General features: G+C 71.2%; 36 protein-coding genes. 34 read left to right on the top strand and 2 right to left on the bottom strand.

Annotation, left to right across the window (positions count from 1 at the left end; genetic code table 11):
- Positions 1-26: 26 nt before the first annotated feature.
- Positions 27-782, bottom strand: coding sequence for a GntR family transcriptional regulator (locus tag ACW4TU_RS45105; protein WP_457430840.1), 756 nt, complete (start codon positions 780-782; stop codon positions 27-29).
- A gap of 252 nt (positions 783-1034) precedes the next feature.
- Between ACW4TU_RS45105 and ACW4TU_RS45100 the strand changes: the two genes are divergently transcribed.
- From ACW4TU_RS45100 to ACW4TU_RS45040, 13 genes are all read left to right on the top strand, one after another.
- Positions 1035-1409, top strand: coding sequence for a hypothetical protein (locus ACW4TU_RS45100; protein ID WP_457430838.1), 375 nt, complete (start codon positions 1035-1037; stop codon positions 1407-1409).
- Positions 1410-1714: 305 nt separating this feature from the next.
- A complete protein-coding gene (locus ACW4TU_RS45095) occupies positions 1715-2533 on the top strand; it encodes a hypothetical protein (protein WP_457430837.1) in 819 nt (272 codons plus the stop codon).
- Positions 2534-2567: 34 nt separating this feature from the next.
- Positions 2568-2714 carry a hypothetical protein gene (locus ACW4TU_RS45090; protein ID WP_457430835.1) on the top strand — a complete coding sequence of 49 codons (147 nt, stop codon included), beginning with the start codon at positions 2568-2570 and terminating at the stop codon, positions 2712-2714.
- Between the two features lie 265 nt (positions 2715-2979).
- Positions 2980-3468, top strand: a complete 489-nt coding sequence (locus ACW4TU_RS45085) for an ATP-binding protein (RefSeq protein ID WP_457430833.1) — start codon at positions 2980-2982, stop codon at positions 3466-3468.
- Positions 3469-3562: 94 nt separating this feature from the next.
- A complete protein-coding gene (locus tag ACW4TU_RS45080) occupies positions 3563-3832 on the top strand; it encodes a WhiB family transcriptional regulator (RefSeq protein ID WP_457430831.1) in 270 nt (89 codons plus the stop codon).
- A 180-nt stretch (positions 3833-4012) separates the two neighbouring features.
- Positions 4013-4204: a DUF5999 family protein gene (locus ACW4TU_RS45075; protein WP_457431010.1), complete on the top strand. Its 192-nt coding sequence runs from the start codon at positions 4013-4015 to the stop codon at positions 4202-4204.
- Positions 4205-4575: 371 nt separating this feature from the next.
- Positions 4576-6720, top strand: coding sequence for a DUF2637 domain-containing protein (locus tag ACW4TU_RS45070; protein ID WP_457430829.1), 2145 nt, complete (start codon positions 4576-4578; stop codon positions 6718-6720).
- A gap of 255 nt (positions 6721-6975) precedes the next feature.
- Entirely contained in the window at positions 6976-7452 is a 477-nt protein-coding gene (locus ACW4TU_RS45065; protein WP_457430827.1) for a hypothetical protein, read from the top strand.
- On the top strand, positions 7449-7757 hold the full coding sequence (locus ACW4TU_RS45060; RefSeq protein WP_457430825.1) for a hypothetical protein: 309 nt from the start codon (positions 7449-7451) through the stop codon (positions 7755-7757). Before ACW4TU_RS45065 ends, ACW4TU_RS45060 begins: the two co-directional genes overlap by 4 nt.
- A 550-nt stretch (positions 7758-8307) precedes the next feature.
- Positions 8308-9975 (top strand): ATP/GTP-binding protein, encoded by a 1668-nt coding sequence (locus tag ACW4TU_RS45055; RefSeq protein ID WP_457430824.1) that lies wholly within the window; start codon positions 8308-8310, stop codon positions 9973-9975.
- A 22-nt stretch (positions 9976-9997) separates the two neighbouring features.
- On the top strand, positions 9998-10417 hold the full coding sequence (locus ACW4TU_RS45050; protein WP_457430822.1) for a conjugal transfer protein TraB: 420 nt from the start codon (positions 9998-10000) through the stop codon (positions 10415-10417).
- Between the two features lie 83 nt (positions 10418-10500).
- Positions 10501-12651, top strand: a complete 2151-nt coding sequence (locus tag ACW4TU_RS45045) for a chromosome segregation protein ParM (protein WP_457430820.1) — start codon at positions 10501-10503, stop codon at positions 12649-12651.
- Positions 12652-12739: 88 nt separating this feature from the next.
- A complete protein-coding gene (locus ACW4TU_RS45040) occupies positions 12740-12928 on the top strand; it encodes a hypothetical protein (RefSeq protein WP_457430819.1) in 189 nt (62 codons plus the stop codon).
- A 1-nt stretch (position 12929) separates the two neighbouring features.
- Here the strand turns inward: ACW4TU_RS45040 and ACW4TU_RS45035 are convergent, their stop codons facing one another.
- A complete protein-coding gene (locus ACW4TU_RS45035) occupies positions 12930-13091 on the bottom strand; it encodes a hypothetical protein (RefSeq protein WP_457430818.1) in 162 nt (53 codons plus the stop codon).
- Between the two features lie 222 nt (positions 13092-13313).
- Between ACW4TU_RS45035 and ACW4TU_RS45030 the strand changes: the two genes are divergently transcribed.
- From ACW4TU_RS45030 to ACW4TU_RS44930, 21 genes are all read left to right on the top strand, one after another.
- Positions 13314-13805, top strand: coding sequence for a hypothetical protein (locus tag ACW4TU_RS45030; protein WP_457430816.1), 492 nt, complete (start codon positions 13314-13316; stop codon positions 13803-13805).
- 58 nt (positions 13806-13863) lie between these two features.
- A complete protein-coding gene (locus tag ACW4TU_RS45025; RefSeq protein WP_457430814.1) occupies positions 13864-14652 on the top strand; it encodes a hypothetical protein in 789 nt (262 codons plus the stop codon).
- A 49-nt stretch (positions 14653-14701) separates the two neighbouring features.
- Positions 14702-14956: a hypothetical protein gene (locus tag ACW4TU_RS45020; RefSeq protein WP_457430813.1), complete on the top strand. Its 255-nt coding sequence runs from the start codon at positions 14702-14704 to the stop codon at positions 14954-14956.
- Between the two features lie 106 nt (positions 14957-15062).
- Positions 15063-15305: a hypothetical protein gene (locus ACW4TU_RS45015; RefSeq protein WP_457430811.1), complete on the top strand. Its 243-nt coding sequence runs from the start codon at positions 15063-15065 to the stop codon at positions 15303-15305.
- Between the two features lie 238 nt (positions 15306-15543).
- Positions 15544-15960, top strand: coding sequence for an RRQRL motif-containing zinc-binding protein (locus ACW4TU_RS45010; RefSeq protein WP_457430809.1), 417 nt, complete (start codon positions 15544-15546; stop codon positions 15958-15960).
- 19 nt (positions 15961-15979) lie between these two features.
- Positions 15980-16228 (top strand): hypothetical protein, encoded by a 249-nt coding sequence (locus tag ACW4TU_RS45005; RefSeq protein ID WP_457430808.1) that lies wholly within the window; start codon positions 15980-15982, stop codon positions 16226-16228.
- Positions 16225-16521, top strand: a complete 297-nt coding sequence (locus tag ACW4TU_RS45000; protein WP_457430806.1) for a hypothetical protein — start codon at positions 16225-16227, stop codon at positions 16519-16521. The genes ACW4TU_RS45005 and ACW4TU_RS45000 overlap by 4 nt, the downstream gene beginning before the upstream one ends.
- 56 nt (positions 16522-16577) lie before the next feature.
- A complete protein-coding gene (locus ACW4TU_RS44995; protein ID WP_457430804.1) occupies positions 16578-17096 on the top strand; it encodes a hypothetical protein in 519 nt (172 codons plus the stop codon).
- 251 nt (positions 17097-17347) lie between these two features.
- Complete coding sequence (locus ACW4TU_RS44990; protein ID WP_457430802.1) at positions 17348-17803, top strand: hypothetical protein; 456 nt, start codon at positions 17348-17350, stop codon at positions 17801-17803.
- A 206-nt stretch (positions 17804-18009) separates the two neighbouring features.
- Positions 18010-18384: an AAA family ATPase gene (locus tag ACW4TU_RS44985; RefSeq protein WP_457431009.1), complete on the top strand. Its 375-nt coding sequence runs from the start codon at positions 18010-18012 to the stop codon at positions 18382-18384.
- Positions 18381-18581, top strand: coding sequence for a hypothetical protein (locus ACW4TU_RS44980; protein WP_457430800.1), 201 nt, complete (start codon positions 18381-18383; stop codon positions 18579-18581). The genes ACW4TU_RS44985 and ACW4TU_RS44980 overlap by 4 nt, the downstream gene beginning before the upstream one ends.
- A gap of 11 nt (positions 18582-18592) precedes the next feature.
- Entirely contained in the window at positions 18593-19021 is a 429-nt protein-coding gene (locus tag ACW4TU_RS44975; RefSeq protein ID WP_457430798.1) for a hypothetical protein, read from the top strand.
- A 107-nt stretch (positions 19022-19128) separates the two neighbouring features.
- Positions 19129-19431 (top strand): hypothetical protein, encoded by a 303-nt coding sequence (locus tag ACW4TU_RS44970; RefSeq protein ID WP_457430796.1) that lies wholly within the window; start codon positions 19129-19131, stop codon positions 19429-19431.
- Positions 19432-19522: 91 nt separating this feature from the next.
- Positions 19523-20200 (top strand): diguanylate cyclase domain-containing protein, encoded by a 678-nt coding sequence (locus tag ACW4TU_RS44965; protein WP_457430794.1) that lies wholly within the window; start codon positions 19523-19525, stop codon positions 20198-20200.
- Positions 20197-20637 (top strand): ASCH domain-containing protein, encoded by a 441-nt coding sequence (locus ACW4TU_RS44960; protein ID WP_457430793.1) that lies wholly within the window; start codon positions 20197-20199, stop codon positions 20635-20637. Before ACW4TU_RS44965 ends, ACW4TU_RS44960 begins: the two co-directional genes overlap by 4 nt.
- Positions 20634-20912, top strand: coding sequence for a hypothetical protein (locus ACW4TU_RS44955; protein WP_457430791.1), 279 nt, complete (start codon positions 20634-20636; stop codon positions 20910-20912). Before ACW4TU_RS44960 ends, ACW4TU_RS44955 begins: the two co-directional genes overlap by 4 nt.
- Before the next feature lie 22 nt (positions 20913-20934).
- Positions 20935-21111 (top strand): hypothetical protein, encoded by a 177-nt coding sequence (locus ACW4TU_RS44950; RefSeq protein ID WP_457430789.1) that lies wholly within the window; start codon positions 20935-20937, stop codon positions 21109-21111.
- A gap of 99 nt (positions 21112-21210) precedes the next feature.
- On the top strand, positions 21211-21954 hold the full coding sequence (locus tag ACW4TU_RS44945; protein ID WP_457430787.1) for an Lsr2 family DNA-binding protein: 744 nt from the start codon (positions 21211-21213) through the stop codon (positions 21952-21954).
- Positions 21954-22424 (top strand): hypothetical protein, encoded by a 471-nt coding sequence (locus ACW4TU_RS44940; RefSeq protein ID WP_457430785.1) that lies wholly within the window; start codon positions 21954-21956, stop codon positions 22422-22424. The genes ACW4TU_RS44945 and ACW4TU_RS44940 overlap by 1 nt, the downstream gene beginning before the upstream one ends.
- Positions 22424-22606, top strand: coding sequence for a hypothetical protein (locus tag ACW4TU_RS44935; RefSeq protein ID WP_457430783.1), 183 nt, complete (start codon positions 22424-22426; stop codon positions 22604-22606). The genes ACW4TU_RS44940 and ACW4TU_RS44935 overlap by 1 nt, the downstream gene beginning before the upstream one ends.
- Positions 22607-22682: 76 nt before the next feature.
- On the top strand, positions 22683-23148 hold a 466-nt coding region (locus ACW4TU_RS44930; RefSeq protein ID WP_457430782.1), incomplete at its 3' end, for an N-6 DNA methylase.

Genomic DNA, 23148 nt, shown 5'->3' with positions numbered 1-23148 from the left:
CGACCTGGATGAAGTTCTCTCCCGTGTCAGGCGTCGAACTCGTAGTCCAAGACATACGAGGCGGAATCCAGGGTCATCTCCTGGACTTCTACGGCTTGGCCGGCGGCGCTGTACGCGGTTCGGCAGACCTTCAAGACAGGTCGTTCAACAGACATGCCGAGTTGGGCAGCTTCGACACTCGTGGGCAGGCGGCCGCGGACTTCCTCTCTGAAGTGAACCGGCGCATGCCCGAGATCCGCGAGCCGGGCGTAGATCCCGCCCGGCCCGGTATCGGGGCGAGCGATGGCAGATCCGGCCACCAACTTGTATGGAAGGTAGGCCGTTGCGAGCATGACGGGTCGCTCCTCCAGGCTGTAGCGACGGGAACGTGCGCATGCGTTCTCGTCGCCGGCCAGGCCGAGGACATCTGCGATGTGGCGCGGGGGAGTGACCTCTTCGACGCTGACCTGGTCGACGCTAAGTGCCCGATCGTCGTCTGCGTCCCAAATCGACTTCCCGGAACCCCACTGGTCCCGGGCCAAGCGCTGGATGCCGCGCCGCCTGATGGGGCGGAACGCCTGGACGAAGACGCCTGCACCCTTCCGGGACTCCGCGAGCCCTTGGTTCCTGAGCGTGCGGAGAGCTTGTCGGGCGGTCATCACGGCTACGCCGTACTGCGGTGCAAGCGCATTCTCGCCCGGCAGACGGTCGCCAGGCGCGTACTCGCCTGCTTCGATCGCCGCCTTCAGATCGTCGGCGATCCGCTGGTACTTGGGCCGCTCAGCGCCCTGCTCATCCGGCATACGTCTCCCTACCTCGCTAGCGATCCTACGGCGGGTCGGCGGTGTCCGGCGTATGTGGGGGTGGCCTTCTCTGATCTACGCCTTGCTGACCCGGAAGCATACTTCTCTATCGAAGTTATTGACATCGATAGAGAAGGGGTTTTGACTGAAGACCTCGATAGCGAGGTTGGTGAAACCTCGACTGCCGACTTCTTCGCTCTGCCCAACAACAGCACTGCAGTCGCCATCCCCGCCAACCGAGAGGCCCACCCCATGAACGTCACCCGCCGCCCCGCTGCCAGCCTCGCCACCGAGGGCTTCGACGCGGAGACCCAGGACCTGCTGGACGCGATCGAGGTGGAGCTGCCGGATTTCGGCGACGTCGACCTGGACGTCGCGTTCGGCACGCCGCTCTCGATGTACGAGGCCGGCCTCCTCCCCCACGAGCGGCTGGAGAGTCTGGACCTGGAGGCGGCGATCGAGGCGACCGAGGCCCGGGAGAACCGGATGCTCGCCGCCCGCGACATTGCCGCCGCAGACCCGAGCATCGCCAGCTTCGTGCGTGAGCGCCTGGTCGACGTGCTCCTCCCCTACGCCGCGCAGCTGCGCACCGCGCCTGCCGCCGCGCCCATGCCGGTCGCGGCCTGACACTCCCGCCGGGTCCTCAGGGACCCGGCTCCCCCACCCGGAACCGCCCTCGGGCGGCGCCGGATGAGGGAGCCGGAACCTCGGTCCTCTACCAGCACCACCGCAAGACCGCAGTAGTCACCACCTCGGTGGTGGCCCCGGAGTCTGAGGCACTTCTAACTCCTCTCGGGACCAGGACTGCTGTGTGCACGTCGCAGCGCAGATGCGTTGTCTGTCCTGCAGGACGCCGGTTCGCCGTGTGGCCTGGGGGGCGGAGAGAGCACCCGCGATGCACCCCCCGTCCCTCCGCACACGAGGAGCTCCGCATGTCTGTACCGACTCTTGAACATGCCGCCCGGAAGCGACTGCGCCGGACCCGTACCCGGGCCGTCAGCGCCCTTCCCGCACTCTCCGTCTCCACTCTCCGGCCGCACGAGTACGACCTGCGGCCGGCCTGCATCTCGCTGGTCTGCCCGAGCTGCCGGACCTGGGTGCCGATCAACAAGCCCGGGACGCTGCGCCCGAAGCTGGTCCCGCACCACATGGAAGAGGCCGGCGCTGAGGACCCGAGCCGCTGCCCCGGCAGCCACCGCCTGGTCGTCCTCGATGTGGACATCGAGCGCTGGTGGCAGCGTCTGACGGAAGGCGTTGCCGAGACCGACGGTCGCCGCTCCAACCGCGTCACACGGAAGCCGAAGACCGCCGTCGTCCCGGCCATCACCCAGATCGTCGCGCCGCTCCTGGACGAGACGGCCGCGGTCAAGCTGTACGAGGCCCACAACAAGGGCTGCGCGACCTGCGCCCCGTCCGGCCGTGACCGCTGCGCCGACGGCGGTCGGCTCGCTCACCTGGTCGCGCACAAGAAGCGCACCGAGCCCGCCCGCCGCGTAGGGCTGACGCTCCGGGAGGAGCTGGCGGAGCAGCGGGAGCAGGGACTGTGGCGGCTCCGCCAGCTCCAGTGGGTGTTGACCGCCGACTCGGTTCGCCGGACCGACATCCAGCGTGTCCACGACGCGCTGGTGGCGATGCTGCATCCCCTCAGCCCGCAGAAGGCCGACGGTCCGCAACTGAACGACTGGGAACGGGCCGACCTCATGAGCGCGATCACGATGCTCGCGACGAAGGTGGAGCAACTCCGCCGGTAGCCCATCACGACTACTGACCAGGAAGGACACCACGATGGACGCCTTCGAGGCCCGGATCGCCGTACATGACCAGGAGCAGGCCGAACTGGAGGAGATGTACGCGACGTACGAGGCGCTGGACCAGGCCGACTACGACGAGTTCAACGCGGAGATGGACGCCCGCGACGCCGCTCAGGGCTGACGCCTGGACGAACGACCACGGCCTCCGGCCGACCCGATCACCTCGGGTCGGCCGGAGGCCGTGGCTGCTCGTACTAGCAGTCAAAACGAGCGGCCCCGGGTTGCGCCCCGAGGCCGTTCAGCAGGCCATCCCCTCGCGAAAGGACAACAACCTTGAGCTACATGATGACATCCCTCGCCCCGCTCGGTGCGCAGGGTGACAGCGACCCGGACATGGACGAAGCGCTGCGCCGGGCCCGCCAGGGCGGCCAGGGCGGTGGGTCACGGTGACGACGCTCACCGTCTTCGGTACCGGAACCATGGTTGCGGACCCGCCGGCGCTCCCGGCCTCCGTCCCCGGCCGCTACCTGCGTCACCGTGAAGGTGGGTTCGTCGCCCACATCACGGCCTCCGATGACGCCTTCAGCCTCGTGCGCGGTCTGACCGCGTCGGTGCCGCTGGCGCACGGAGCCGACCAGGACACCGCCGACACCGCCCAGTGGGTCGTCTCGGAACTGCTCGGCAACTCCCTGCGGGCCTGCGGTGATCACGTGCCGCTGGTCATCGAGGTGTACGCCACCGGACTCGGAATCCAGGTGAACGTGCACGACCCCGCCACGGACCTGCTGCCGCGCCGCAACACGGTGGCGATGGACAGCGACATCGCAGAGTCCGGGCGTGGCCTGGGTCTGCTGGACATGCTGGCGCCCGGCTGGGACTCGGCTCCCTCACCGGTCGGCAAGCAGATCCGCTGCCACGTCGCCGGCAGCAAGTAGCACGTCCCGCCGCAGGGGCGGGATCACCTTCTGCCCGCCCCTGCGGCTCGGCTCGTCACCCCGAACTGCCCACCCCCCCATCACGGAGGACGTAATGGACTGGCGTCATAACGCTGTTTGCCGCGAAGAGGACCCCGAACTGTTCTTCCCGATCGGCAACACCGGCCCGGCACTGCTTCAGATCGAAGAAGCCAAGGCCGTCTGCCGCCGCTGCCCGGTCATGGAGCAGTGCCTGCAGTGGGCCATGGAGTCCGGCCAGGACTCCGGTGTCTGGGGCGGGCTGTCCGAGGACGAGCGCCGCCGGATCAAGCGCCGCGCCGCCCGCCAGCGGACTGTCCGCAACCGCGCTCGTGCCGCTTCCTGATCCGTTCTGACAGTTGCCTGATCCGCTCGCACCGACCGCTGCACCTTGGCGGCCGGGACGGGCGGTGACGGGGAGCCGGACAGCCCGGACCGACAGCCCAGGGAGGCCCTGATGGGCACGACGACCACCCCGCTCGACACCGCGACGCACGGTACCGGCACCACCCTGCTGCCGGACTCGCTGTGCACGCACACGCCGCGCTGTCCGTCGGCCGACAGCCCGGCCGCGGAGGCCGCCCGCGTCGTGGCCGGCCACCCGGAGCAGGGCTGGAGCCTGCTGTGCAACGGCGTCGTCGTTTTCGACGACACCGGCGAACTGCTCCCCGACGGCCGGATCATCGACCCGCACCGTCCTCTCGCGATCACGGCCTGACGACTGCCTGATCCGCTCGCACCGGCCGCCGAACCCTGGTGGCTGGGTCGGGCGGTGACGGGGAGTCGGGCAGTCCCGTTTCGCTCCCGCCCGGCGGGAGCCACGGACAGTTTCGAGCCCGCCCCACAGCACCGCCACCAACCGGACGCCCGCACAACGGGCTGCCGGTCTTTTGCACGTCCCAGTCAGGGAACAGCCCGTGTCGGGATCGACCTCGACCGGAGCTGACCCCCGCCCTTCGCGCAACGGCCCTCCGAGCCCCCGGCATTTGAGCTGCCGGGGTCCCGGAGGGCCTGGTCACGACCCTACCGACCGCCATTGATCCACGGTGCCCCTTCTGTACGGAGGCGCCCGGAAGAAAGGACATCCCCGTGGCCAACACCAAGACCCCTCGCCGCAGGCGCCAGCCCGCGACGACGCCGAAGCCCCGCGGCGGGCGCACCCAGGCGACGACGGCGGTGGCCGTTCCCGTCCAGGCCGCCGTGCCCGAAGCCCCCGCCCTCGAGGCCGCCGCTCTGGCGGTGTACCCGGAGGCCGACCCGCTCCTGGCCGACGCCGCCGACCGCGGCGCCGACCTCCGGGACCTGGCCGCCGACGACGCCGCCCAGATCCTCGCCGACGGCCGGGAGCGCGCCGCCGAACTGCTGGACGCGGCCCGTACGGAGGCCGCCTCGATCACCGAGGCGGCCACGACCGAGCAGGTCCGCATCCTCGTCGACGCCCAGTCCGACGCGGACCAGGTCCGTGCGGCCGCCGTGACCACCGCAGCCTCCGACGCCGACCAGGTCCTGGCCGACGCCGAAGCGAAGGCGGAGCAGCTGCTCGCCGACGCGCGTTCGGAGGCCGACGCCCTCACCACGGCCGCGACCGGCAGGGCCGACCAGGTTCTCGCCGACGCGCGCCGCCAGGCGCACGACGTCGTCACCGAGGCGAGGATGGCCGCCGGTGAACTCCGGTCCGCCGCCGATCGGGACGCGGTCACCGTCCGCGCGGACGCGGAGGCGCAGCGCACCGAGCTGCTGGCCGACGCGGACCGCACCGCGAGCGAGACCCGCACCCGCGCCACCACGGACGCCGAACACGTCCTTCAGCGGGCACGGACCGACGCCGACCGGATGCGTGAGAGCGCGGACGGCCAGGCTGCGCAGGTGAGGGCCGGAGCCGAGAAGGTGGCTGCCGGCCTTCGTCAGGACGCCGACCGCGCCCTGGCCGACGCCCGTGCCACGGCTGAGGAGCTGCGGGCTGGTGTCGACAAGGACATCGCCCGGCTGCGCGAGCAGGCAGATGCCGACGCGATGGCGGCCCGGGAGGCAGTCGAGAAGGCCACCGCCGACCAGATCGCCGCTGCCCAGGCCCGGGCCGAAGGCGAACGCGTCCTGGAGGCGGCGACGCAGCGCACCGTGCAGCGGGCCCGGCGCCGCGAGATCCGGACCGAGTCGCGCGCCGCCCGCCGCAAGGCACGCAACGACGCCCGGCCCGCCGGCGGCGTACCGCCGCTGTCCGGAGGGGAGCTGGTGGGTGTCGTCGCGATCGTGCTGGCCGCCGCGGCCGTCTCCACCATCGGTCTGCTGTCCTCCTACACCGCGCTGGAGACCAAGGCGGCAGGGTGGGGCTGGGAGTGGCCGTGGCTGCTGCCGGTCGGCATCGACGTCTCCATCCCCGCCTTCACCGGCGCCAGCCTGGTCCTGATCCGCATGGGCATGGAACTGCGCTGGATCCGGTGGGTGCCGAGGGCGCTGACGGCGGTGACCGTCTACCTGAACTGGCACGCCTCCGACAGCATGTCCGGCCGCCTCGGGCACGCCGCTCTCACGCTGCTGTGGGTCGTCTTCTCGGAGATCGCCTCCCACGTGTACGCCACGAGGATCGGCGCGGTCACCGGCAAGAAGCGGATGGAGACGGTGCGCCGCAGCCGCTGGATCCTCGCTCCGATCCCCACCGCCCGGCTGCGCCGCCGGATGATCCTGTGGGAGATCACCTCCTACGAGGAGGCGCTCACCCGCCTCCAGGAGCAGACCTACTTGCGAGCGCAGCTCAAGGAAGAGCACGGTCTGCTGTGGCGCTGGAAGGCTCCGCTGGAGCAGCGGATGACGCTCAAGCTCGGAGAACTGCCCGCCGCGCTCGCCGACACGCTCACCCCCGAGGACGCTCACACCATCGAGCGAGCGGAGGAAACCGAGCACGCTCACCCCGACGTGAGCGCGCTCACCTCCGGGGAGGTACGCGGCGAGCGTGAGCGCCCGGTGCTCACCTCCGGCGCTCACGAGAGTGAGCGCGCCACGGAGGACGGAGACGCTCAGCGAGCGGAGGGCGCTCTTACGCGCAGCGAGAGTGACGCGCTGACCGAGCGCCGCCACGCACGCATCCGCCTGCTCTACACCGAGCTCGGGCGCCGTCCCGAGTGGACGGAGATCCGCGACGCGCTCACCCAGGCGGGCCTGTCCGACAAGCCGGTCTCCCGGCCGACCGCTCAGCGCCTGCGCGAGCAGGTCGAAAAGGCCGCCCCGGGCGCGTAGGTGAGCGCCCGGTGAGCGCTCAGGCGCTCACCCCTTGGCAGAACCCCTGCCGCTCATGGTCGTCACCGGCCCGCGCTCGCCCACCGAGCGCGGACCGGTGACGGCCACGGCCGGCAGGCCGCTCGCCCGCACCGCGCCCCACTCGGGATGCGGTGCGGGCGAGGTTCGTTCCGACTACCGCCCAACCCCGCGCAACAGCCTCGGGGATCACGGATTCCCCCGTTCCCCAACCCCGAGACCTGGAGGTCTTCTCGCATGAACAGCAACGACCCGAACCACTCCCCTCTGCGCGACGTCGCGCAGAGCCCGGAGGCAACCGCCCGGTACCTGGCCGACGTTCAGCGGGTCCTGCTGGACATCGGCAAGAACCTGGAGACCCTCGCGATCGAGACCCGCGTGCACCTGCGCGAGACGCACGTGGAGGGCGACCGCTGGTACCACGCGAGGCTTCGCGCGATGCCCGTCGAAAAGGCCCTCGGGGACGTGCTCAAGAACCTGAACAACCTCACCGGGGGCCTGGAAAAGAGCGCCTATAAGCGCCGCTCCCACGACGAGGCCGTTGTGAATACGGCCAAGGACAGGAAGGAGAAAGAGCTGGAAAGGCAGCGGAAGAAGAACCCGCAGCAGCTTCCGGCCGCACCCAATTCTCCGCAGCAGGGTGCGCAGAGCCGGAATCCGGGCTATAGTGCTCCTACGTCGATTTACGACCTGGGTAACCGGGAGTCGGCGTGAACCGCCCCCTCAGCAGTGCCGAACGTTCCATTGAACGGCGTCAGAACTGGCTGAAGGAAGAGGCGACGAAAGCCCGCGAATCTCGCGGCGAGGCGGGGCTGATGGAATTCTGGCTCCGCCTGGCACGATCCCGAATGGCCAAGGACGTCAAAGCCGGTCGCGGCGACGTCTACTCCGGATTCGCGCTGATCTGCCGCCTGTTCATCACGGCGCTGGACCAGCGGGTGGAGGGCAACGGACGGATCTGGAGCGACCTGCTGCAGTACGCGGAGCAGGTCGTGGCGAAGCACCCCCCGCGTAACTGACCGTCACCAGCGAAGGCCCCGCCGGGCTCCGGCGGGGCCTCGCGCGTGTAAAGCGTGCACACGTGCACGTGCACACGCGTGCACACAAGACCCCACGCTCTGTCAAGTCACAGGAGGGAGGCGCACCGTGTCCGATGAGGACGGCACCGGGACCCTGGTCCAGGGCCCCTGGAGCGGTGATTCCACGTACGTGCCACCGCCGATCCCGGATTACGGCGACACCATTCCGCCGCCGGAAGACATTCCCCCAGCACCGCCGGAGTCGCCGGAAGAGACGACGATGGAACTGCCGGTAATTCCGGCCGCTCCGGACCCGTCGGCAGCCCTGCGGTCCGGAGGCATTACGGCGCCGGAAGCCGGTGAAGATGACGGTGAATACGAGGAAGGTGAATACGAACAGCCGCGTTCTCTCGCTGACCGTCTCGGTGACTGGCTGGAATACCGGCTGGAAATGGCGCGGACAAATCATGAAAGCGAAGCGCCTTTCCGTGAGGCTGAAATAGCGAGGAAGGCCGCGCTGCTGGAGGGCCGCACCGCGCAGGAAGTCGCGATGATGGAGCAGAACGGAAAGCTCCACGCCGCGATGATGAAAGCGAAGGGCGACAAGGCGGCGGCGCGCGGAAAGGCCGACGCCGACCGCACGAAGTCGTCCGGCTCCGGCCTGGGGGCGGACAAAGGCCGCTCGAAGGCCGGCGGTGGCGGTGGGTCCCCGCGCGGCGGTGGCGGCAGCGGTCCGTCCCGCAACAACTCGGGTTCCGGCTCGAAGGGGCCGGCCTCGCGTGGGTCCAACTCCGGCGGTAGCGCCGGGCGTTCGGGGTCCGGGTCGACCGGGGGCGGCAAGGGCGGCACGAAGGGCTCTCAGACGGGCTCTGGTGGCCGCGCAGCCGGTTCCGGGCGCAACGGGGCATCCGGGGGCTCGAAAGGCTCCCAGACGGGCTCTGGCAGCTCGAAGGGCGACGGCGGCCGGGGCCAGAACGGCCCGGCGTCCGGCGCCCGTGCGGAGCGGGCCCGCGGCCGTCAGGAGCGCGCCGGTACCCGGCAGGCCGGGCGGCAGGAGCGGCGCGGCGCCGGGCACACCGCCGGCGTCGCCGACCGGACCAAGAACCGCGACCAGGCCCGCGCCAACCGGCAGAAGGAATGGGAGGACCGCCGGGCCAAGAAGGCGGAGCGGGGGGAGGCGCGGAAGGCGAAGCGGGAAGCCGCGGCGTCGGCCGGCTCCGGTCGCACCACCTTGGGCCAGGCCGTCGGCGAGGAAGTCCAGCGCCGCTTCGACAAGCGCCGTGCCGACGCGAAGGCCGCCGCCGACGCGAAGGCCGCCAAGGCGGCCGGCACCGAGAAGGTGAGCCTGACCAAGGACAAGGACTCCAAAGGCAAGGGCACCGACGCCAAGGACGGGAAGTCCGCCAAGGACGGCAAGGCTGGTGACGGGGCGTCTGGCGGCTCGAAGAAGCGCCGCGGGTTCCGGCGCCGTCGTACCGCCGGCACCGGCCGGGCCGGACGGCGTCGCCGCACCCGTGGCCCGCGCCGTACTCGCCGGACGGGGCGGCGCGAGCGGCCGGCGGACAGCCCGTTCGGGCCGGACGATCCCACCCCGACGGTGGAGTGGCCCGAGCACGACACCCGCCCGCCGAAGCGTGCCGCCAAGGGCGACGACGACATCGTCGACGCGGACATCGTCCCCGACAAGCCCGCGGCGATGACGACCGGCGTCAGGGGCCTGCCGCCCGCGCCGGAACGTCACACCGCGCGGCCCGGCACCAGTCGGCCGACCAGCACGGAAGGGAGCAGCGTGAGCAGCGCGCAGGTCAGCAAGCCGTCCGGGCAGGGCAATCTCAGCGCCCAGCACCGGACGGATATCACGTTCGACGAGTACCTGATGGAGATGGTGAACATCGCTATCAGGGCCGCCTCCGACCAGGAGCGGGCGGAGGCCCTGGCGGAGGCGCTCGGCAAGGTCGCCGAAGCCCTGCGGGAGATGGCCGCCGATCTGGTCGGCGACCACAACGTCAGCACTGCGGTCACCGAGCTGATCTCGAACCTCGCCGACTCCGCCGGTCTGATGAGGCAGCAGGCCGAACGGTGTGCCGAGCAGTGCGGCGTGGCCAAGGAGGCCGCCAGGGTCGCGGCCACCGGGGTCGCTCGCGTGTACGGCGAGGACATGGCCGCCAAGGAAGACGCGGGCCTGAAGTACGTGTCGGCCGCCGCTCACCACGACTAGAAGCAGGAAGGGACATCCGCTGATGAGCAGCGACCTCGCACCCCGCCCCAGCGCTGCGGCACCCGTGCCGGCCGACGGTGACAACCGCTACAAGGCTGTCCAGGCCAAGCTGGACAGGCTCGGCAAGGCCATGGACGACTCCGTCCTCGAGCTCGTATCGCTGCAGCGCAGCATGCGGTCCAACGCCGGCCGTACCGAGGACGCCGCCCGTGACATCGAGAACGCGGGCCTGGACGGCAAGTTCGTGGAGGTGACCAACCTGGTGGCCGTCGCCCTGGGCGGCGCCGCCGTCGAGGTCCGCAAGCTGCACGACACCACGCAGGAGACCGCCGACCTCACCCACGAGACCAAGCGCACCCACTCCAAGCTCTACGGCGCGCTGGACGAAATCCGCTCCAACCGGCCCGAGAAGACCCCCAGGCCCGGGTTCTTCAACCGCTGACACCCACTCCCCCACCCACCCCGCCACGGGCGGCCCCGCGACAACCGCGGGGCCGCCCGTCCCGTTTCCCGAAGGAGAAGCCGGTGACCACGCCGCGCAGTGTCGCGCTCGAACGCCTCGCCTACACCCTCGCCGCGCCCGTGCTGGCCGTGGCTCCGAACATCTACCCCGACCACCCCGTCAACCAGGTCGTGCAGCTGGCCGGCGCCGCCGGGATCGGCGGCTGGTTCCTCGCCGCCAAGAGCGAGGAGCACGGCGCCGGACGCAAGATCCTGCGCTGGTCCCCGCTGGTCCTGGCCGCCGCCGTCGACGTCGCCGCCAAGACCACCACCGGCTGGGGTCCGTACTGGATGGACGCCCTGCTCGCCGCCGGATGGGCGGCGGCCGGCTACCTGGTGATGCCGTTCTCCCGGCACGCCCGCCGCCGCCACCGTCCCGCCGTCGCGGCCCCGGCCCCCCAGCCGGTACCCGCCGAAGCCATCGAGGAGTCGGTGGCGCAGCCGGACGACGGCGCCGACCTGCTCACCCGCGACGCCAGGGTGCTGTGGGAGCAGGCCGGGATGCCCGCCCGCACCCACATCGTCAAGGCCACCCGGCACCCCGGCATGCGGAACGACATGACGATCCTGCTGCGCGCCTCGGAGCCCGGACGGCCGATCACCGGCCTCACGGAGGCCGCCGTCGCCGCCCCGTTCGGCGTGCACGCCGGCGACGTCGTCCTGGCGGACGTCGCGATGCAGCCCGGCCGACAGGGCGGGCCGGGCTGGCTGGAGGCCCGCATCACCCCCGACGCCAACCTGCGCCGGCGCACCAAGCCGACCCCCCAGGAGCGCTGGACGGACAAGGTCGGCTCCCCCAAGGGCGGTGCCCCCGGCTCCGAACTGATCCACAAGAGCCGCGACGACGTACGCGGGGTGACGTTCTACCGGGCGAGGATGGCCGATGCCACGGAGACTCCGCGCATCGACCTGGCCAAGGTCTGCCGCGGCCTGGGCCTGCCCGAGGACGACTCCTGCGTGTTCGTCCTCATCGACGGCACCGAGTTCCTCATCAGCGCGTTCGACAAGCCCCCGCTGAGCGCGATCTTCCCCGCCACCCGGGAACTGCTCACCCCGGACGCCAAGGGCATGTACGTGTGCGGGTTCACCATCACCGGCCAGCCGGTGAAGAGCATGGTGTACCAGCACGACAAGAACGCCGCAGCCCACGGCCTCATCCTCGGGGTGTCCCGGTCCGGGAAGACGCAGTTCTTCGCGATCAACATGGCCGCTCAGTCCCTGGACGGCCAGGTGGTGTGGCTCTCCACCGTCCGCAAGGACGAAAAGACCACCGTGCTCGGGAAGTACATCGACCGCCAGGGCTCGAACGCGCTGTGGATGGCCCGCTCGCTGCGCGCGTCGAAGGCGCTGTGCGAGATCAGGGCGGAGATGCCCTGGCCGCACGACGGCCAGCCGCACGACTACAAGCCGGGCGACTCCCGCTGCCCCTACCGGCAGCTGAACGTGTACGGCGATGAGTTCATGACCGCAGCCCAGGACGCCCTGTACGGCGAGTTCATCCAGACCGATGGAGACGACCTCACCGTCACCGGCCTCAAGTACGGGATCGGCTTCAACCCGGCCGGGCAGTCGCCGTTCGCGCACAACGGGTTCTCCACCGAGATGAAGGACAACCTGCGGCAGAACAGCAGGCCGACCATCTTCAACATGGGTTCGCCCGGTGCCACCCGCAAGGCTGCGGAGGGCACGATGGAGAACGCCTACGACGTGCCGACCATCCCGGCCCGCTACTCCCGCAACGAGGGCTCCGCGATCGAGCGGGCCATGAAGGGTGAGGCCGACCCGGAGAACGGGGTGAGCACGGGCGGCGTCGCCGTCATGGTCCTCGACAACGGCCGCGCGGTCCTTATGCGGTCGCTGTACGCGGACTTCGACACCGACCTGTCCAACCTGTTCCCGGACGAGGTCAACCACCTCACCGACCACGAGATCAGCGAGCTGGAGAAGCGCGGCCTGTGGTTCGACTGGAACGAGCCCGTACGGCCCGGCGAGTTCTGGCCCGAGCCCGACGAGGACGACGGTGACGACGACGGCGGCTCCCGCCGACGCGGCGGAAGCGGCGGAGGCAAGGGCGGAGGCGGCAAGCGCGGCGCCAAGTCCGGCAGCAGCCGCTCCGAGCAGATCACCTCGCCCCGCCAGGCGCTGGAGGCCATCAAGAGCCTCAACAACGCCTGACCCTCTCCCGACCCGTCACCGGTGGGGCCGGCCCGCCCGAGCACGGCCGGCCCCACCCGATCCGATCCCGAAGGAGGCACCACTCGCCGTGGCCCTTTCCATCTCCGCCGCCGTGCTGCTGGGCATCATCGTCGTCGTCCTGCTCAAGGGCGGCTACGTGCGTGTCGGCTCCATGCTGGCCTGCACGCTGTTCGGCTTCACCCTCGCCGCGACCGGCCTGGCCCCGGCCATCAACAGCGGCCTCGCCTCGCTCGCCGGACTGATCTCCAGCTTCTGAACTATGCCTCGGTCCACGGCGGGTCGTGCGTGTAGTTGAGCCCGTCGCAGAAGCGGCAGTCCCACTCCGAGGGCACCTCCCACTTGTCGGCCCAGAAGCCGACCTGCCTGCCCACGAAGAAGTTGTCCCCGCCGCACCACCCGCACTCGAAGACGAACTCCACCCGATCCCCTTCCCCGCGCCCGTTGGATCGAGGATGCCCGGGGCGCAGGTGCGGTGACTACCCACCCGCCAGCCTCAACTCACCTGCCACGCAACGCCTAAGGGCGCCGCCGGACAACTCCGGCGACGCCCTTCGCCGTTGCGCGCGGCCACTCCCCTACGCGCCCTCCCGGCCACCACGGCCGGGAGGGCGCTCCCCTTCCCGCGTGATCGGAGAAGACCGATGGACCCCCTGAACACTCAGCACGGCATGCCCGAGTCCGAGGCCGCGGCCGAAGCCCGCCGCCTGATCGACAACTGGGCGAGCAACCCCGTACGCCACCACCCCACCGCATTCCGCGACGACACCGAGCCGCCGCCCTTCGGTACCACCCCGCCCGTGCCACAGCCCGACCACCGGATCGTCCCGGCCTGGGCGGCCGGGATCGCGGTGGCCTCCATCGGCGTGGGCGCCGGCGTCACCGGCATCGGCTGCGGTGCCTGGCTCGTGCTCCAGGGCCTGGCCTCCGTCACGTTGAACGCCGTCCTCATGGTCACCCTGCCGTTCGCGGGCCTGGCCATGGCCGCCACCGCCATCGGCGGCGCGATCAGCAAGGCGCGCTCCGCCGTCACCAAGAACGTCTTCGAGGGTCCGGTCACCCACCGCACCGAGATCCACAACAACAGCACCACGCGCGGGGCGTTCTTCGCCCGCACCCGCAACGAGATCCACTGACCGGCTCCGGCCAGCCCGCACCGCCCACCGATCCCTTCGCCGAAGGAGCAACTACGCCATGCCCAACAACGACAAGCCGGTCAACGGCCAGGACACCCCGTCCTTCTTCGACCTGATGGACCAGATGCCTCCGCCGCCGGTCCTCGAGCTGGACGGCAAGCACGGCACCAGGCGGCTCGCGCGGCTGCGCGCCGCGTGGAAGGAGTCCTGGGAGGAGGGCGGCTTTCTCTACCAGCGGTGGGATGAGGTCTTCCGGGCCCGGCACGCCGGCTGGCACGAGGTCGCCATCTGGATCAAGGCGGCGGGACTGTTCGGCGGGCTCAGCCTCATCGTCATGATGGTGGACGCCGCCGGCGACATCGCCTCCGTCACGCTCAAGGGCCTGTCCGCCATCCCGGCCACCAGCGCCGGTGACGGCAGCGGACTGTGGGGCACGGTCGACCACCCCATCCGGCTCTTCCTCGCCGACCAGGCCGACCACCTCGCCGTGGCCCCGGCCGCCCTGTACGCCTTCTGGCAGCTGACTGGACTGCTCGCCCTCATCGGCGGCTTCCTCCGCAACTCCGGGGCGCGCATCGCGTGGGCGCTGTTCGGCTGCGTAACGCTGGCGATGGTTTGGTCCGCCTCCCCGGCCGGAGGCCGCGCCGCCGCCACCGGGCTCGCCGCCCTCATGTGGGCACTGGCCAGCATGTTCGCCCTGCGTGGACTGACCCTGCGGCCCATCGTCCACAACCACCCGCCGCAGTATCAGTTCAGCCCCGCGCTCCACCTGCACGCCACGATCCCCGCCCCCACCCCGGCGGGCGACGACCTCGGGCCCGACAACGTCCACCCGCTCCAGCGCTGACCCCCGCTCCGTCCTGTCCAGCACCATCACCGCGCACGAAGGGAACCTGATGAAGCCGCAGCTGGAGGAGACCGAGTTCTGGGTCGGGACCTTCCACGGGAGCCACGACGGCACCAGGGCCAAGATCACCGCGACCCGCGACGACACCCGCCCCGAGCCGTACGCCTGGACGTGCACGTGTGGCGCGTCCCGCTCCTTCCCCACCGAGCACGACGTGTGGCCCACCGCCTGGCGGCACACCCACCCCACCCGCGTCGACCGGCTGCGGTCGTGGGGCGCCCGCCTCTTCCGCACCGCCCGCTGACCTGACGCTCTGCCTGGCCCTCGCCCGCCCCGCCCCGGGGTCGGCGAGGACCGGACAGGCCGCCTGGCCGCACCCACCGCCCCCCGAGCGAGAAGGAGACCCCGTTTTGGCTGCGAAAGCCCCGGCTGTCATAGGAGTGCTCACCGAGCCCCCGGCTCCGACCTGGTGGAAGGTCAACCGCCACAAGGTCTTCGGCATCACCGGGCTGCTGATCGGCTACCTGGTCGCCACCCACCTGCACGGTGCCCCCCAGCAGCAGCCGGAGACGCCCCGGCCGGGCCACACCACGCCCGCCCCGGCCACGCCCGGTGAGCACCCCACGCGCACGGCACACGGCCTCGCCGCATAACCCAGCCGCACCACCTGCTGCGCCCCGCCGACACCAGCACGACGTCGGCGGGGCGCAGCGCTGTCCACCGACGACTGGAGGAACTGCTCGTGCTCATCCCTCGCCCGCGCCGCCGGATCGGCCGGCCCCGCCCGCAGCGTCCCGGCCCCCGCTACCCGCACCGCCCCGACCGGCTGCCCGGCGCCTGGAGCAGGTGATGCCGCGCCGCCGGAAGAGGCGCCGCCGAGAGTCGAACCGGGTGCCGCGCAGCGACGCGACACTGCCCGAGTTTGACCGCAGCGATCTTCCCGAAGGCCTGGTCACGCGGCGCCAGCTGCGGGACATGGGCCTCAGCCCCGGTGGCAACGAGGGCCCGTTCGCGATCCTTCGCTGCAAGCTGTGCGCCACCCGGCCGCAGTGGTCCTGCCGTCATCCCACCCGCGGCTTCCTGCTCCGCGTCGACCTGGCCAAGCCCAAACGCGTCCCGACGCTCGCTCAGGAGTGGGCCCTGGACCAGGCGATGGCCGCCAGGAGCACATGTCCCCGGTGTCGCCGCCGGTACTACTACTGCCTTCCGCTACGCCGCCAGGGCTGCTGCGACCCGTGCCGGCACGGCTTCGAGCCCAGCCCCGACACCGTCATGACCTCCCCAGCCAAGCATTTGCTGGCTGCCTGATCCGAGAGGACGACCGCCCATGCGCACCGCACCCATCGCCTCCGCCTTCACCGAGCCCGAAAGGCCCAAGGGCCTGCAGATCCGGTTCATCACGGTCGGCGGCTCGTACGTCGACGTCATCCCCTCCGGCCGCGGCTCCGACAAGCACCGCTGGGACTGCCTCGGCTGCAAGGACACCTCACGGTGCCCGGACAAGGACTACCTGTTCACCATCCGGGAGAAGGCCAACGAGCACGCCGGCCTCTGCCGCGCGATCCCGCTGACGTGACCGTCAGCCGCCTGCGTGCCACGGCCCTGCTGCTGGTCGCCGTGCCGGTCACGGCCGCGGCGGCGGCCGTCGCCATCGAGGCCGGCCACTGGAGGCTGACCTGCTCCCGGCACGGCATCTGGCTGGAGCCGCTCCCCCGCCCCAACTGCCCCCATTGCCGGGGCGCGGGCGGCTGGTGGACCAACGGCCCGAACCCGGATATGGAGACCTGCGGGTGCTGGGCAGAGTGGCACGAGCTGTCCCTCCGCCTCCTGCCACGCCGCACCGCCCCGTACGACGAACCACCGTTCTGACGGCACAGCAGACCGGACAGCCCGGTCGCTCCCGAACCCCCCGAAAGGAATCCCCCGTGCAGGTCAACGCCTACGCCATCGGCCCGGCCCGCCAACCAGTCCTGGACCGGGTGTGCGCCATCGCCGACCAGGCCGCCCACCTTGTCGAGAGCGAGATGGGTGCGTGCCTGCGCGGGGTGGAACTCCTCGTCACCGACACCTACTTCACCCGCCGTCTCGCCGGCGAAGAAGACGGCGCCGGTCTGTACGGGTGCACCCTGTACGGCTTGGACCGGATTCTCTGCGTTGCCAACGCGCAAGCCCACCTCACCGATCCGGCTGAGGTCGACAAGACGGTCATTCACGAACTCGTACATGCCGCGCAGATGCTGCGGCCGGGCGTGCGACGCGTCGAAAAATTCCGCACCGAAGAGTCCCTGTCCCGGCTCACAGCACCAGCCCTGGAGCAGTACCACACGCGGTGGGACGACGGCGAAGCACAGGCCTGCGAGCTGGAGCGCCTCGCCGCCCACCTCAACCCTGCCGTCGGACCCGTCCGCGAAGCCCGCCGCGCACCTATCCACACCATCGCCTGAGCGAGGCCCTCCAGCAGATCGAGGACGAACTGGCTGGAGTGGCCGATGCGGGCGTCCTCACCAACCGCCACCAGCATCGCGCGGGCGCCGGGCCGCGGCAGGCCTGCTGGTTCTGCCCCGCCGCACGGTCCCGTACGACGAACCCCGTTCTGACGGATCCCCGTGCCGCCCCGACCAGCTGACAAGCGCTGGCCGGGGCCGCACGGAGGACCGGACAGCCCGGTCGCTCCGGAACCCCGAAGGAGCCGCACATGACCGAGACCCTCACCCCGCCCACCATCGCCGCCGGCGCGGACTCGCCGCTCGCCCTCCTCTTCGACATCGCTCTTCAGATCGGCGTGCAGGGCGAGGACGAACAGCGCGACGACGCCGAAACGGCAGCCCTGGACCACGTCTGGAACGCCTACCCCGACACCCTCGGCAAGGCCCTGGATGACGACGGCTGGAGCGGCCACCCCGCCCACGAAGGGGCCGGACTGGAGCCGAGCGCCGTCGCCTACCTGGACGGCGGCCTGTGGCTACACCACTCCAGCGACGGCGACCAGGAGCGCGACGTCCTCACCCTCATCGCGCCCTGCACCTGCGGAAACGGCTACATCGACACCGTCTTGGACGGCGAGTTCGACCTCCTGCAGGTCCTCAACGACCTTCGCGCCACCGGAGGCCGCTTCCCCCACGACAGCGATGGGGCTGGCTGCGACAGCTAGCGCCGTCTGCGGGCCTGGGGCGACGCCCGGCCGTAATAGCCCGAGGGCGGCTGGCGCGCTCGAACCGCGCCAGCCGCCCCGTTGAAAGGATCCGATGCACCCGCTGACCCTGCCCGCCGGCACCGTGTGCGCCCTGGTCGGCCCGCCCGGCTGCGGCAAGTCGACCTTCGCCCTGCGGTACCCCGCAAGCTGGCGCATCTGCCTCGATCTCTACCGGCTGGCCGCGACCGACTCCGAAGCCGACCAGACCCCCGGTCGCAGCCGAGATCCAGAACCTGCTCCTGGACGCGCGGCTCTCCCGGAACCTCCACGCGATCCTCGACTCCACCAACGTCATGGCGCACGTGAGAGCCGGACTGCTGGCCCGCGCCCGCTACTGGCAACGCCCCACCACGGCCGTCCTGTTCGACGTCCCGCTCGTCATGGTGGAGGCACAGAACGCCTCCCGCGACCGCATGGTTCCGCCGCATGTCGTACGCGAGCTCCATGAGCTGACGCCCACCCGCGAGCAGCTGCTCGCAGAAGGCTTCGGCACGGTCCACCTGGCCTCCGAGCTCGCCACGGCGGGAGCCGGAGGGTGAGCCGGGCGGCACCCGGCCCACACCCGCACCCGCTCACCCCGGCCGAACTCCCGGCCGGTGACGAGTGGTGGCACGGCTGCCAGGACTGGCACCTCCCGATCCAGGGCGGTGGCGCCGGCCTTGCCGCACACCGCCGCACCGTCCACACCTCGGCCGGGGACCCCCGGCGGCCGATCACCATCCACCTTGAGCACTGACGGAGAACGCCATGACCGACACCGACACTGATCCCGACCGCCTCGACACGATCCAACGCCGCACCCTGGACGTACAGATCGACGGCTGGCGGCAACGGCCCGGCGACGCCGGCGTCATCGAGGACACCCAGGGCCGCCCGATCGCCGTCCTCGGCACCAGCGGCCCCGCCAAGCTGCCGCTGGGCGAGTTCGTCGCCCACTCCCACGACGACATGCGGTGGCTGATCCGCGAACTGGAGAAGGCCCGGAGCCGCATCAAGCAGCTGGAAGCCGACAACACCCAGATCCGCAAGATCCTCGACACCGACGAAACCGAGTGGCGCGCCATGCTCGACGACCTGCGCGGCGCCATCAACCACGCCGGCACCTTCATGGCTTCCAGCTACGTCGCCTCGATCATCGACCACACCCGCGTCTGCGGCGTCGGTCCGCGCCCGTAGCCCCGCTGTTGAGCGCATTCTGTGCCGCCCCGACCCCGCTACCCGCCGGGTCCGGGGCGGTCGCAGTGGCCCCTCAACCACGAGACGAACGAGAGGAGATGGGCGTCATGGGCCTGCCCTACTACGAGGTCGACGTCCCGACTAAGAGCACCGCCCAGCCCGGCCTGGAAGGTGTGCACGTCTTCACCGGCCGGGCCGACAGCCGCAGCGCCGCCGTCCAGAGGGCGCACGAGGTCTACGCGGCGGCACGCGCTGCGGCGGAGGCCGGACTTGAGATTCCCCACGGGCGGCCGGACGGCTGGGGCGCCTGCGGATACCGGCCCGGCTGGGACCTCGACTGGCCCGCCGCGAAGGCCGGCCCCTGGAGGAGCCCGTACAGCTGGCTCAACTCCAAGCCCTTCGACCTGTAGCTCCGCCCCGGGACAGCCGCACGTGCTTGGCGGCTTCGACGGCTGTCCCGGGCCCACCCAACCCGTACAAGACGAGAGGGAGATCCTCATTATGGGCTCCGTCCTGCGCGTGCAGGCCCGGTTCGGGCAGCGCGCACTCCTACTGACCGCCGCCGCCGTTCCACTCACCGGCTGGACCGTGCACGCCCTCACGCTGCACCGGAAGCTCGCCGCCGCGAAGAAGGACCCCCTCACCGGGCTCCTTCGGCGCGACGCCTACACCGCCCAGGCCGGGCAGGTCCTGCGCCGCCACGGCGACGACACCGTCGTGGTCCTGGTCGACCAGGACCATTTCAAGGACGTCAATGACCGCCTGAGCCATGCGGCCGGGGACACGGTGCTGCGGGCGACCGCCGACCGGCTCACCGCATGGGCGGGCCCGGGTGCGGCCGTCGGCCGGCTCGGTGGAGACGAGTTCGCCATCGTGCTGAACCTGCCCCGCGCCCGTCGCGAGGTCCGCCTCGCGCAGCTGGTGCGGATGCTGCGCATCCCGGTGGTCCTCGAGGGCGGCCAGGCCGTGGACGTCGCCGCCTCGGTCGGCGCCGCGGCACTGGACGTGATCGGCACCCGCGACCTGGCCGTGGCGCAGCGCGCCGCCGACGCCGCCCTCTACGACGGCAAGCACTCCGGCCGGGCCGTTCTCGCCACGAAGGAGCACGCGACGGTGCCGTCCATCAACGGCCGGCGCGCGGGCCGCCCGGGCACGGCGATGTGGGGGCGAGCCGCATGAGCATCGCGACCCTGCCCGAGGGCGACTGGATTCGCGGCATCACGATCCGCCAGCCCTGGGCGACCTGCATCCTCGCAGGGAAGAACACGGAGAACCGGCCCGTGCCCTGGCCGTGGCGCGGCTGGGTCCTGATCCACGCCGGGAAGGCGCTGGAGCGCCCCGCCTTGCGTGACCCGCTGGTCGCCACCGCGATCCGCGGCCGCGAACTGCACCTGGGTGCGGTCATCGGCGTTGCCCGTCTCACCGGCTGCCACCTGGATCTGGGGCCCGAGCGGTGCACCAGTCCCTGGGCGGAGCGCGGCACGCAGCACCTGGTCCTCGCCGACGTCCAGGAACTTGCCCTGCCGGTGCCCGCCACGGGTGCGCTTCCGGCCTGGAAACCTTCGCCGGACCTGGTGGCCCGCGTGTTCCAGCAGTTGCCTTCCTTCCGGCCGTGACCCGCCCCCGAGGCAGGAAGCCGCTGTTCGAGCCGGGTCTGATCCCGGCTCCTGGCGGCTTGCTGGACTGGCGCGATGCCCAGCATTTCGACCGCTGGCAGGACCGCCCCTGCGCGCTGTGCGAGCAGCCCACGCCCATGCGCTCCCACTACGGGGAGCCCGTGCACAAGGCGTGCGCTGAGGACTGGATCAGCCAGAACCCTGCCGAGGCCCGCCTCGGACGGTTCGCCTCCGACCTCCAGTCCAAGCGCCGGCGCGACGACGACCACGCCTGAACTCCTCCACCTGGAGGCTCCCTTGAGTAACACCGACCGCGACGTCGACCACGCCCTCGCCTACCCCGAGCCGCCCGCGTCCCCGCTCTGGCACCGCCACGGCGCGAAGGCCCGGCCGCTCACCGACGCACAGAAGAAGCGCAACCGCGAGCTCCTGGACCTCGCGCAGCGCAAGCCCCGAACCACCACCGCTGCGTAGGAGGACCAGCCCGTGTTCACCGACATGAAAGAGGCCCTCGAAGCCGAGGCCCTCGAACTCACCCCGCTCGACGGCGACTAGAGCGCCGCCGCCTCCCTGGTGGTCGCCCATCAGGCCCGCGACAAAGACGACCTCGCCGACCTCCTGGGCGCGCTCGGACTGCCCTGCGACGAGGACGACCTCGTGTCCCTGCTCCCCCACCTCACCACCCCCGATGACACCCAGACGCCCGGAGACTCCATGCCCGCCAACGCCTTCACCGCCACCGCCGCCTCCATGCTCAACAACGGCGACTCCCCCGAGCACGTCTCCGAGACCCTCGGGCTGTCGGAGAGTGAACTGGCCGAAGCCCTCCAGTACACCGACAACGGTGCCCCCACCCCGGGCGCCGACGCCGACACCCCGGAGACGGCCGATCCGGCGTCCGAGGGCCCGGTGGACGGTGACGGGATCGAGGCCCTGCTTGCCTGGGCGAAGATCCATCCGGCCGCCGTGATCCGCAATAAGGCCGCCCGGATCTGCAGTGACCTCTACGAGCTGACCGTGCGCCGCGAGAGCGACGACGCCCTGCGTGAGGCCGAGGAGCGCGTCGCCAAGCTCAAGGCAAAGCTGGAGCAGGCGCAGGAGACGTTGCGCGTGGTCAAGGCCGGCAGCCGTCCCCTTCCCCCCGCCGCCGTGCCCGCGCCGACCAGCACGGGGCGCGGCAAGGAGCAGCTGGCCGCGATCCGGGTGTGGGCGCGCGCTCACGGCCACCAGGTCGCCGACGCCGGGATGATCCGCAAAGCCGTCGTGGACGCGTATGACGCCGCCCACCGCACCATCAACCTGGCGGTGGCGGGCTGATGGACACCAAGCCCCTCACCGTCGACGGCTTCCTCGACACCGTCCCCACACCCGGCGACACCCCGGGCACCGTCCGGTTCCAGCTGGTCGTCTCTTTGACCGACAAGGCCGTGGACGACGTGATCTGGTCCTGCACCACCGGCAACGCCCGCATCGCGTCCGTTCTGCTCACCGAGATCCAGCCCGGTGATCTACTGCACGTCTCCGGGTTCCTCACCCAGTCCGGCAACCCGTCGGAGCCCGCTCGGCTCAGCGTCGACGCTCTGGAGGTCTTGGCCGCCGCACCGGCGCGTGCACTGCAGGAGATGGTCCTCGACAGGTACGGCGACTACGTCGTTGTGCTCGACACCGGCACCGACGCCGTCCCGGTCTTCACCGCCCTCGGGCAGTGGGTCGGCATGGCAGAGAATCCCGACGCCATCGGCCCGCTGATCGTAATCCACGAGCGCGTGAACGGTGGTGACGCGTGATGGCCACGGACATCGTGCAGTCCCGCACCGTCCTGGAGCGGTTCCCCGCCGGAGGGCCCCGCGGCTCGTGGCCGGCGGAGGAGTACGCCGCCGCCCAGCGAGCCCAGGGCACGGACGTCCAGGTCGTGATGGACCTCGGCAGCGACCAGTTCCTCGTTGTCACCGGCACCACCCTCCAGTAGCACCACCCCTGAGCGCCGTGCCCGCCTTCATGCGGGTGCGGCGCTCCTTTGGCCTGCGACAAGAGAGGAACTCCTGATGGCCGGCCCCCGTATGAACATCCCCGCAAGCACCCTGGAATCGCTTGCGGCGGAAGCGCCCGGCGATGACGGACACCGCCAGATCATCCGGCTCGCGGTGAACACGGTCGCCGCCGCCCGCCGGCTCGCCGAACCCTGGCCCGTCGACCTGCCCGTCGACACCGCACACCGGATCCGCAAGCTCCTCCAGGACCTCGACAACAGCACCGCCTGGGGTGCGGCAGAACTCGGCAGCCTGCGCGAGCAGTTACTCGCCTCCGACACCCGCAGCGCGTCCGGCACCTGGTACACCCCGCCCCAGATCGCTCACCCTCTGACCCGGGCTGTCCTGGGTACCATCACCGACCTGCACCTGGACGACGACCCCGCCGACGTCCTCAACGTCTCGGTGCTGGACCCGGCGTGTGGCGGAGGCGTCTTCCTCATCGCCGCAGCACGCATCCTCGCCGCCGCCTACGTCGGCC

This window comes from Streptomyces kryoterrae, assembly GCF_054072135.1.
The sequence above is the reverse complement of the archived record's forward strand: the minus strand, read 5'-3'. Positions and strand labels throughout refer to the sequence as shown.

Coding starts and splice junctions, on each gene's coding strand:
- ACW4TU_RS45030 (WP_457430816.1), top strand. CDS start 13,314: ATGGACCCCCTGAACACTCAGCACGGCATGCCCGAGTCCGAGGCCGCG.
- ACW4TU_RS44940 (WP_457430785.1), top strand. CDS start 21,954: ATGGACACCAAGCCCCTCACCGTCGACGGCTTCCTCGACACCGTCCCC.
- ACW4TU_RS44935 (WP_457430783.1), top strand. CDS start 22,424: ATGGCCACGGACATCGTGCAGTCCCGCACCGTCCTGGAGCGGTTCCCC.
- ACW4TU_RS44990 (WP_457430802.1), top strand. CDS start 17,348: ATGACCGAGACCCTCACCCCGCCCACCATCGCCGCCGGCGCGGACTCG.
- ACW4TU_RS44970 (WP_457430796.1), top strand. CDS start 19,129: ATGGGCCTGCCCTACTACGAGGTCGACGTCCCGACTAAGAGCACCGCC.
- ACW4TU_RS45050 (WP_457430822.1), top strand. CDS start 9,998: ATGAGCAGCGACCTCGCACCCCGCCCCAGCGCTGCGGCACCCGTGCCG.
- ACW4TU_RS44965 (WP_457430794.1), top strand. CDS start 19,523: ATGGGCTCCGTCCTGCGCGTGCAGGCCCGGTTCGGGCAGCGCGCACTC.
- ACW4TU_RS45090 (WP_457430835.1), top strand. CDS start 2,568: ATGGACGCCTTCGAGGCCCGGATCGCCGTACATGACCAGGAGCAGGCC.
- ACW4TU_RS45005 (WP_457430808.1), top strand. CDS start 15,980: ATGCGCACCGCACCCATCGCCTCCGCCTTCACCGAGCCCGAAAGGCCC.
- ACW4TU_RS45025 (WP_457430814.1), top strand. CDS start 13,864: ATGCCCAACAACGACAAGCCGGTCAACGGCCAGGACACCCCGTCCTTC.
- ACW4TU_RS45055 (WP_457430824.1), top strand. CDS start 8,308: ATGATGGAGCAGAACGGAAAGCTCCACGCCGCGATGATGAAAGCGAAG.
- ACW4TU_RS45100 (WP_457430838.1), top strand. CDS start 1,035: ATGAACGTCACCCGCCGCCCCGCTGCCAGCCTCGCCACCGAGGGCTTC.
- ACW4TU_RS45020 (WP_457430813.1), top strand. CDS start 14,702: ATGAAGCCGCAGCTGGAGGAGACCGAGTTCTGGGTCGGGACCTTCCAC.
- ACW4TU_RS45080 (WP_457430831.1), top strand. CDS start 3,563: ATGGACTGGCGTCATAACGCTGTTTGCCGCGAAGAGGACCCCGAACTG.
- ACW4TU_RS45065 (WP_457430827.1), top strand. CDS start 6,976: ATGAACAGCAACGACCCGAACCACTCCCCTCTGCGCGACGTCGCGCAG.
- ACW4TU_RS45095 (WP_457430837.1), top strand. CDS start 1,715: ATGTCTGTACCGACTCTTGAACATGCCGCCCGGAAGCGACTGCGCCGG.
- ACW4TU_RS44975 (WP_457430798.1), top strand. CDS start 18,593: ATGACCGACACCGACACTGATCCCGACCGCCTCGACACGATCCAACGC.
- ACW4TU_RS44960 (WP_457430793.1), top strand. CDS start 20,197: ATGAGCATCGCGACCCTGCCCGAGGGCGACTGGATTCGCGGCATCACG.
- ACW4TU_RS45105 (WP_457430840.1), bottom strand. CDS start 782: ATGCCGGATGAGCAGGGCGCTGAGCGGCCCAAGTACCAGCGGATCGCC.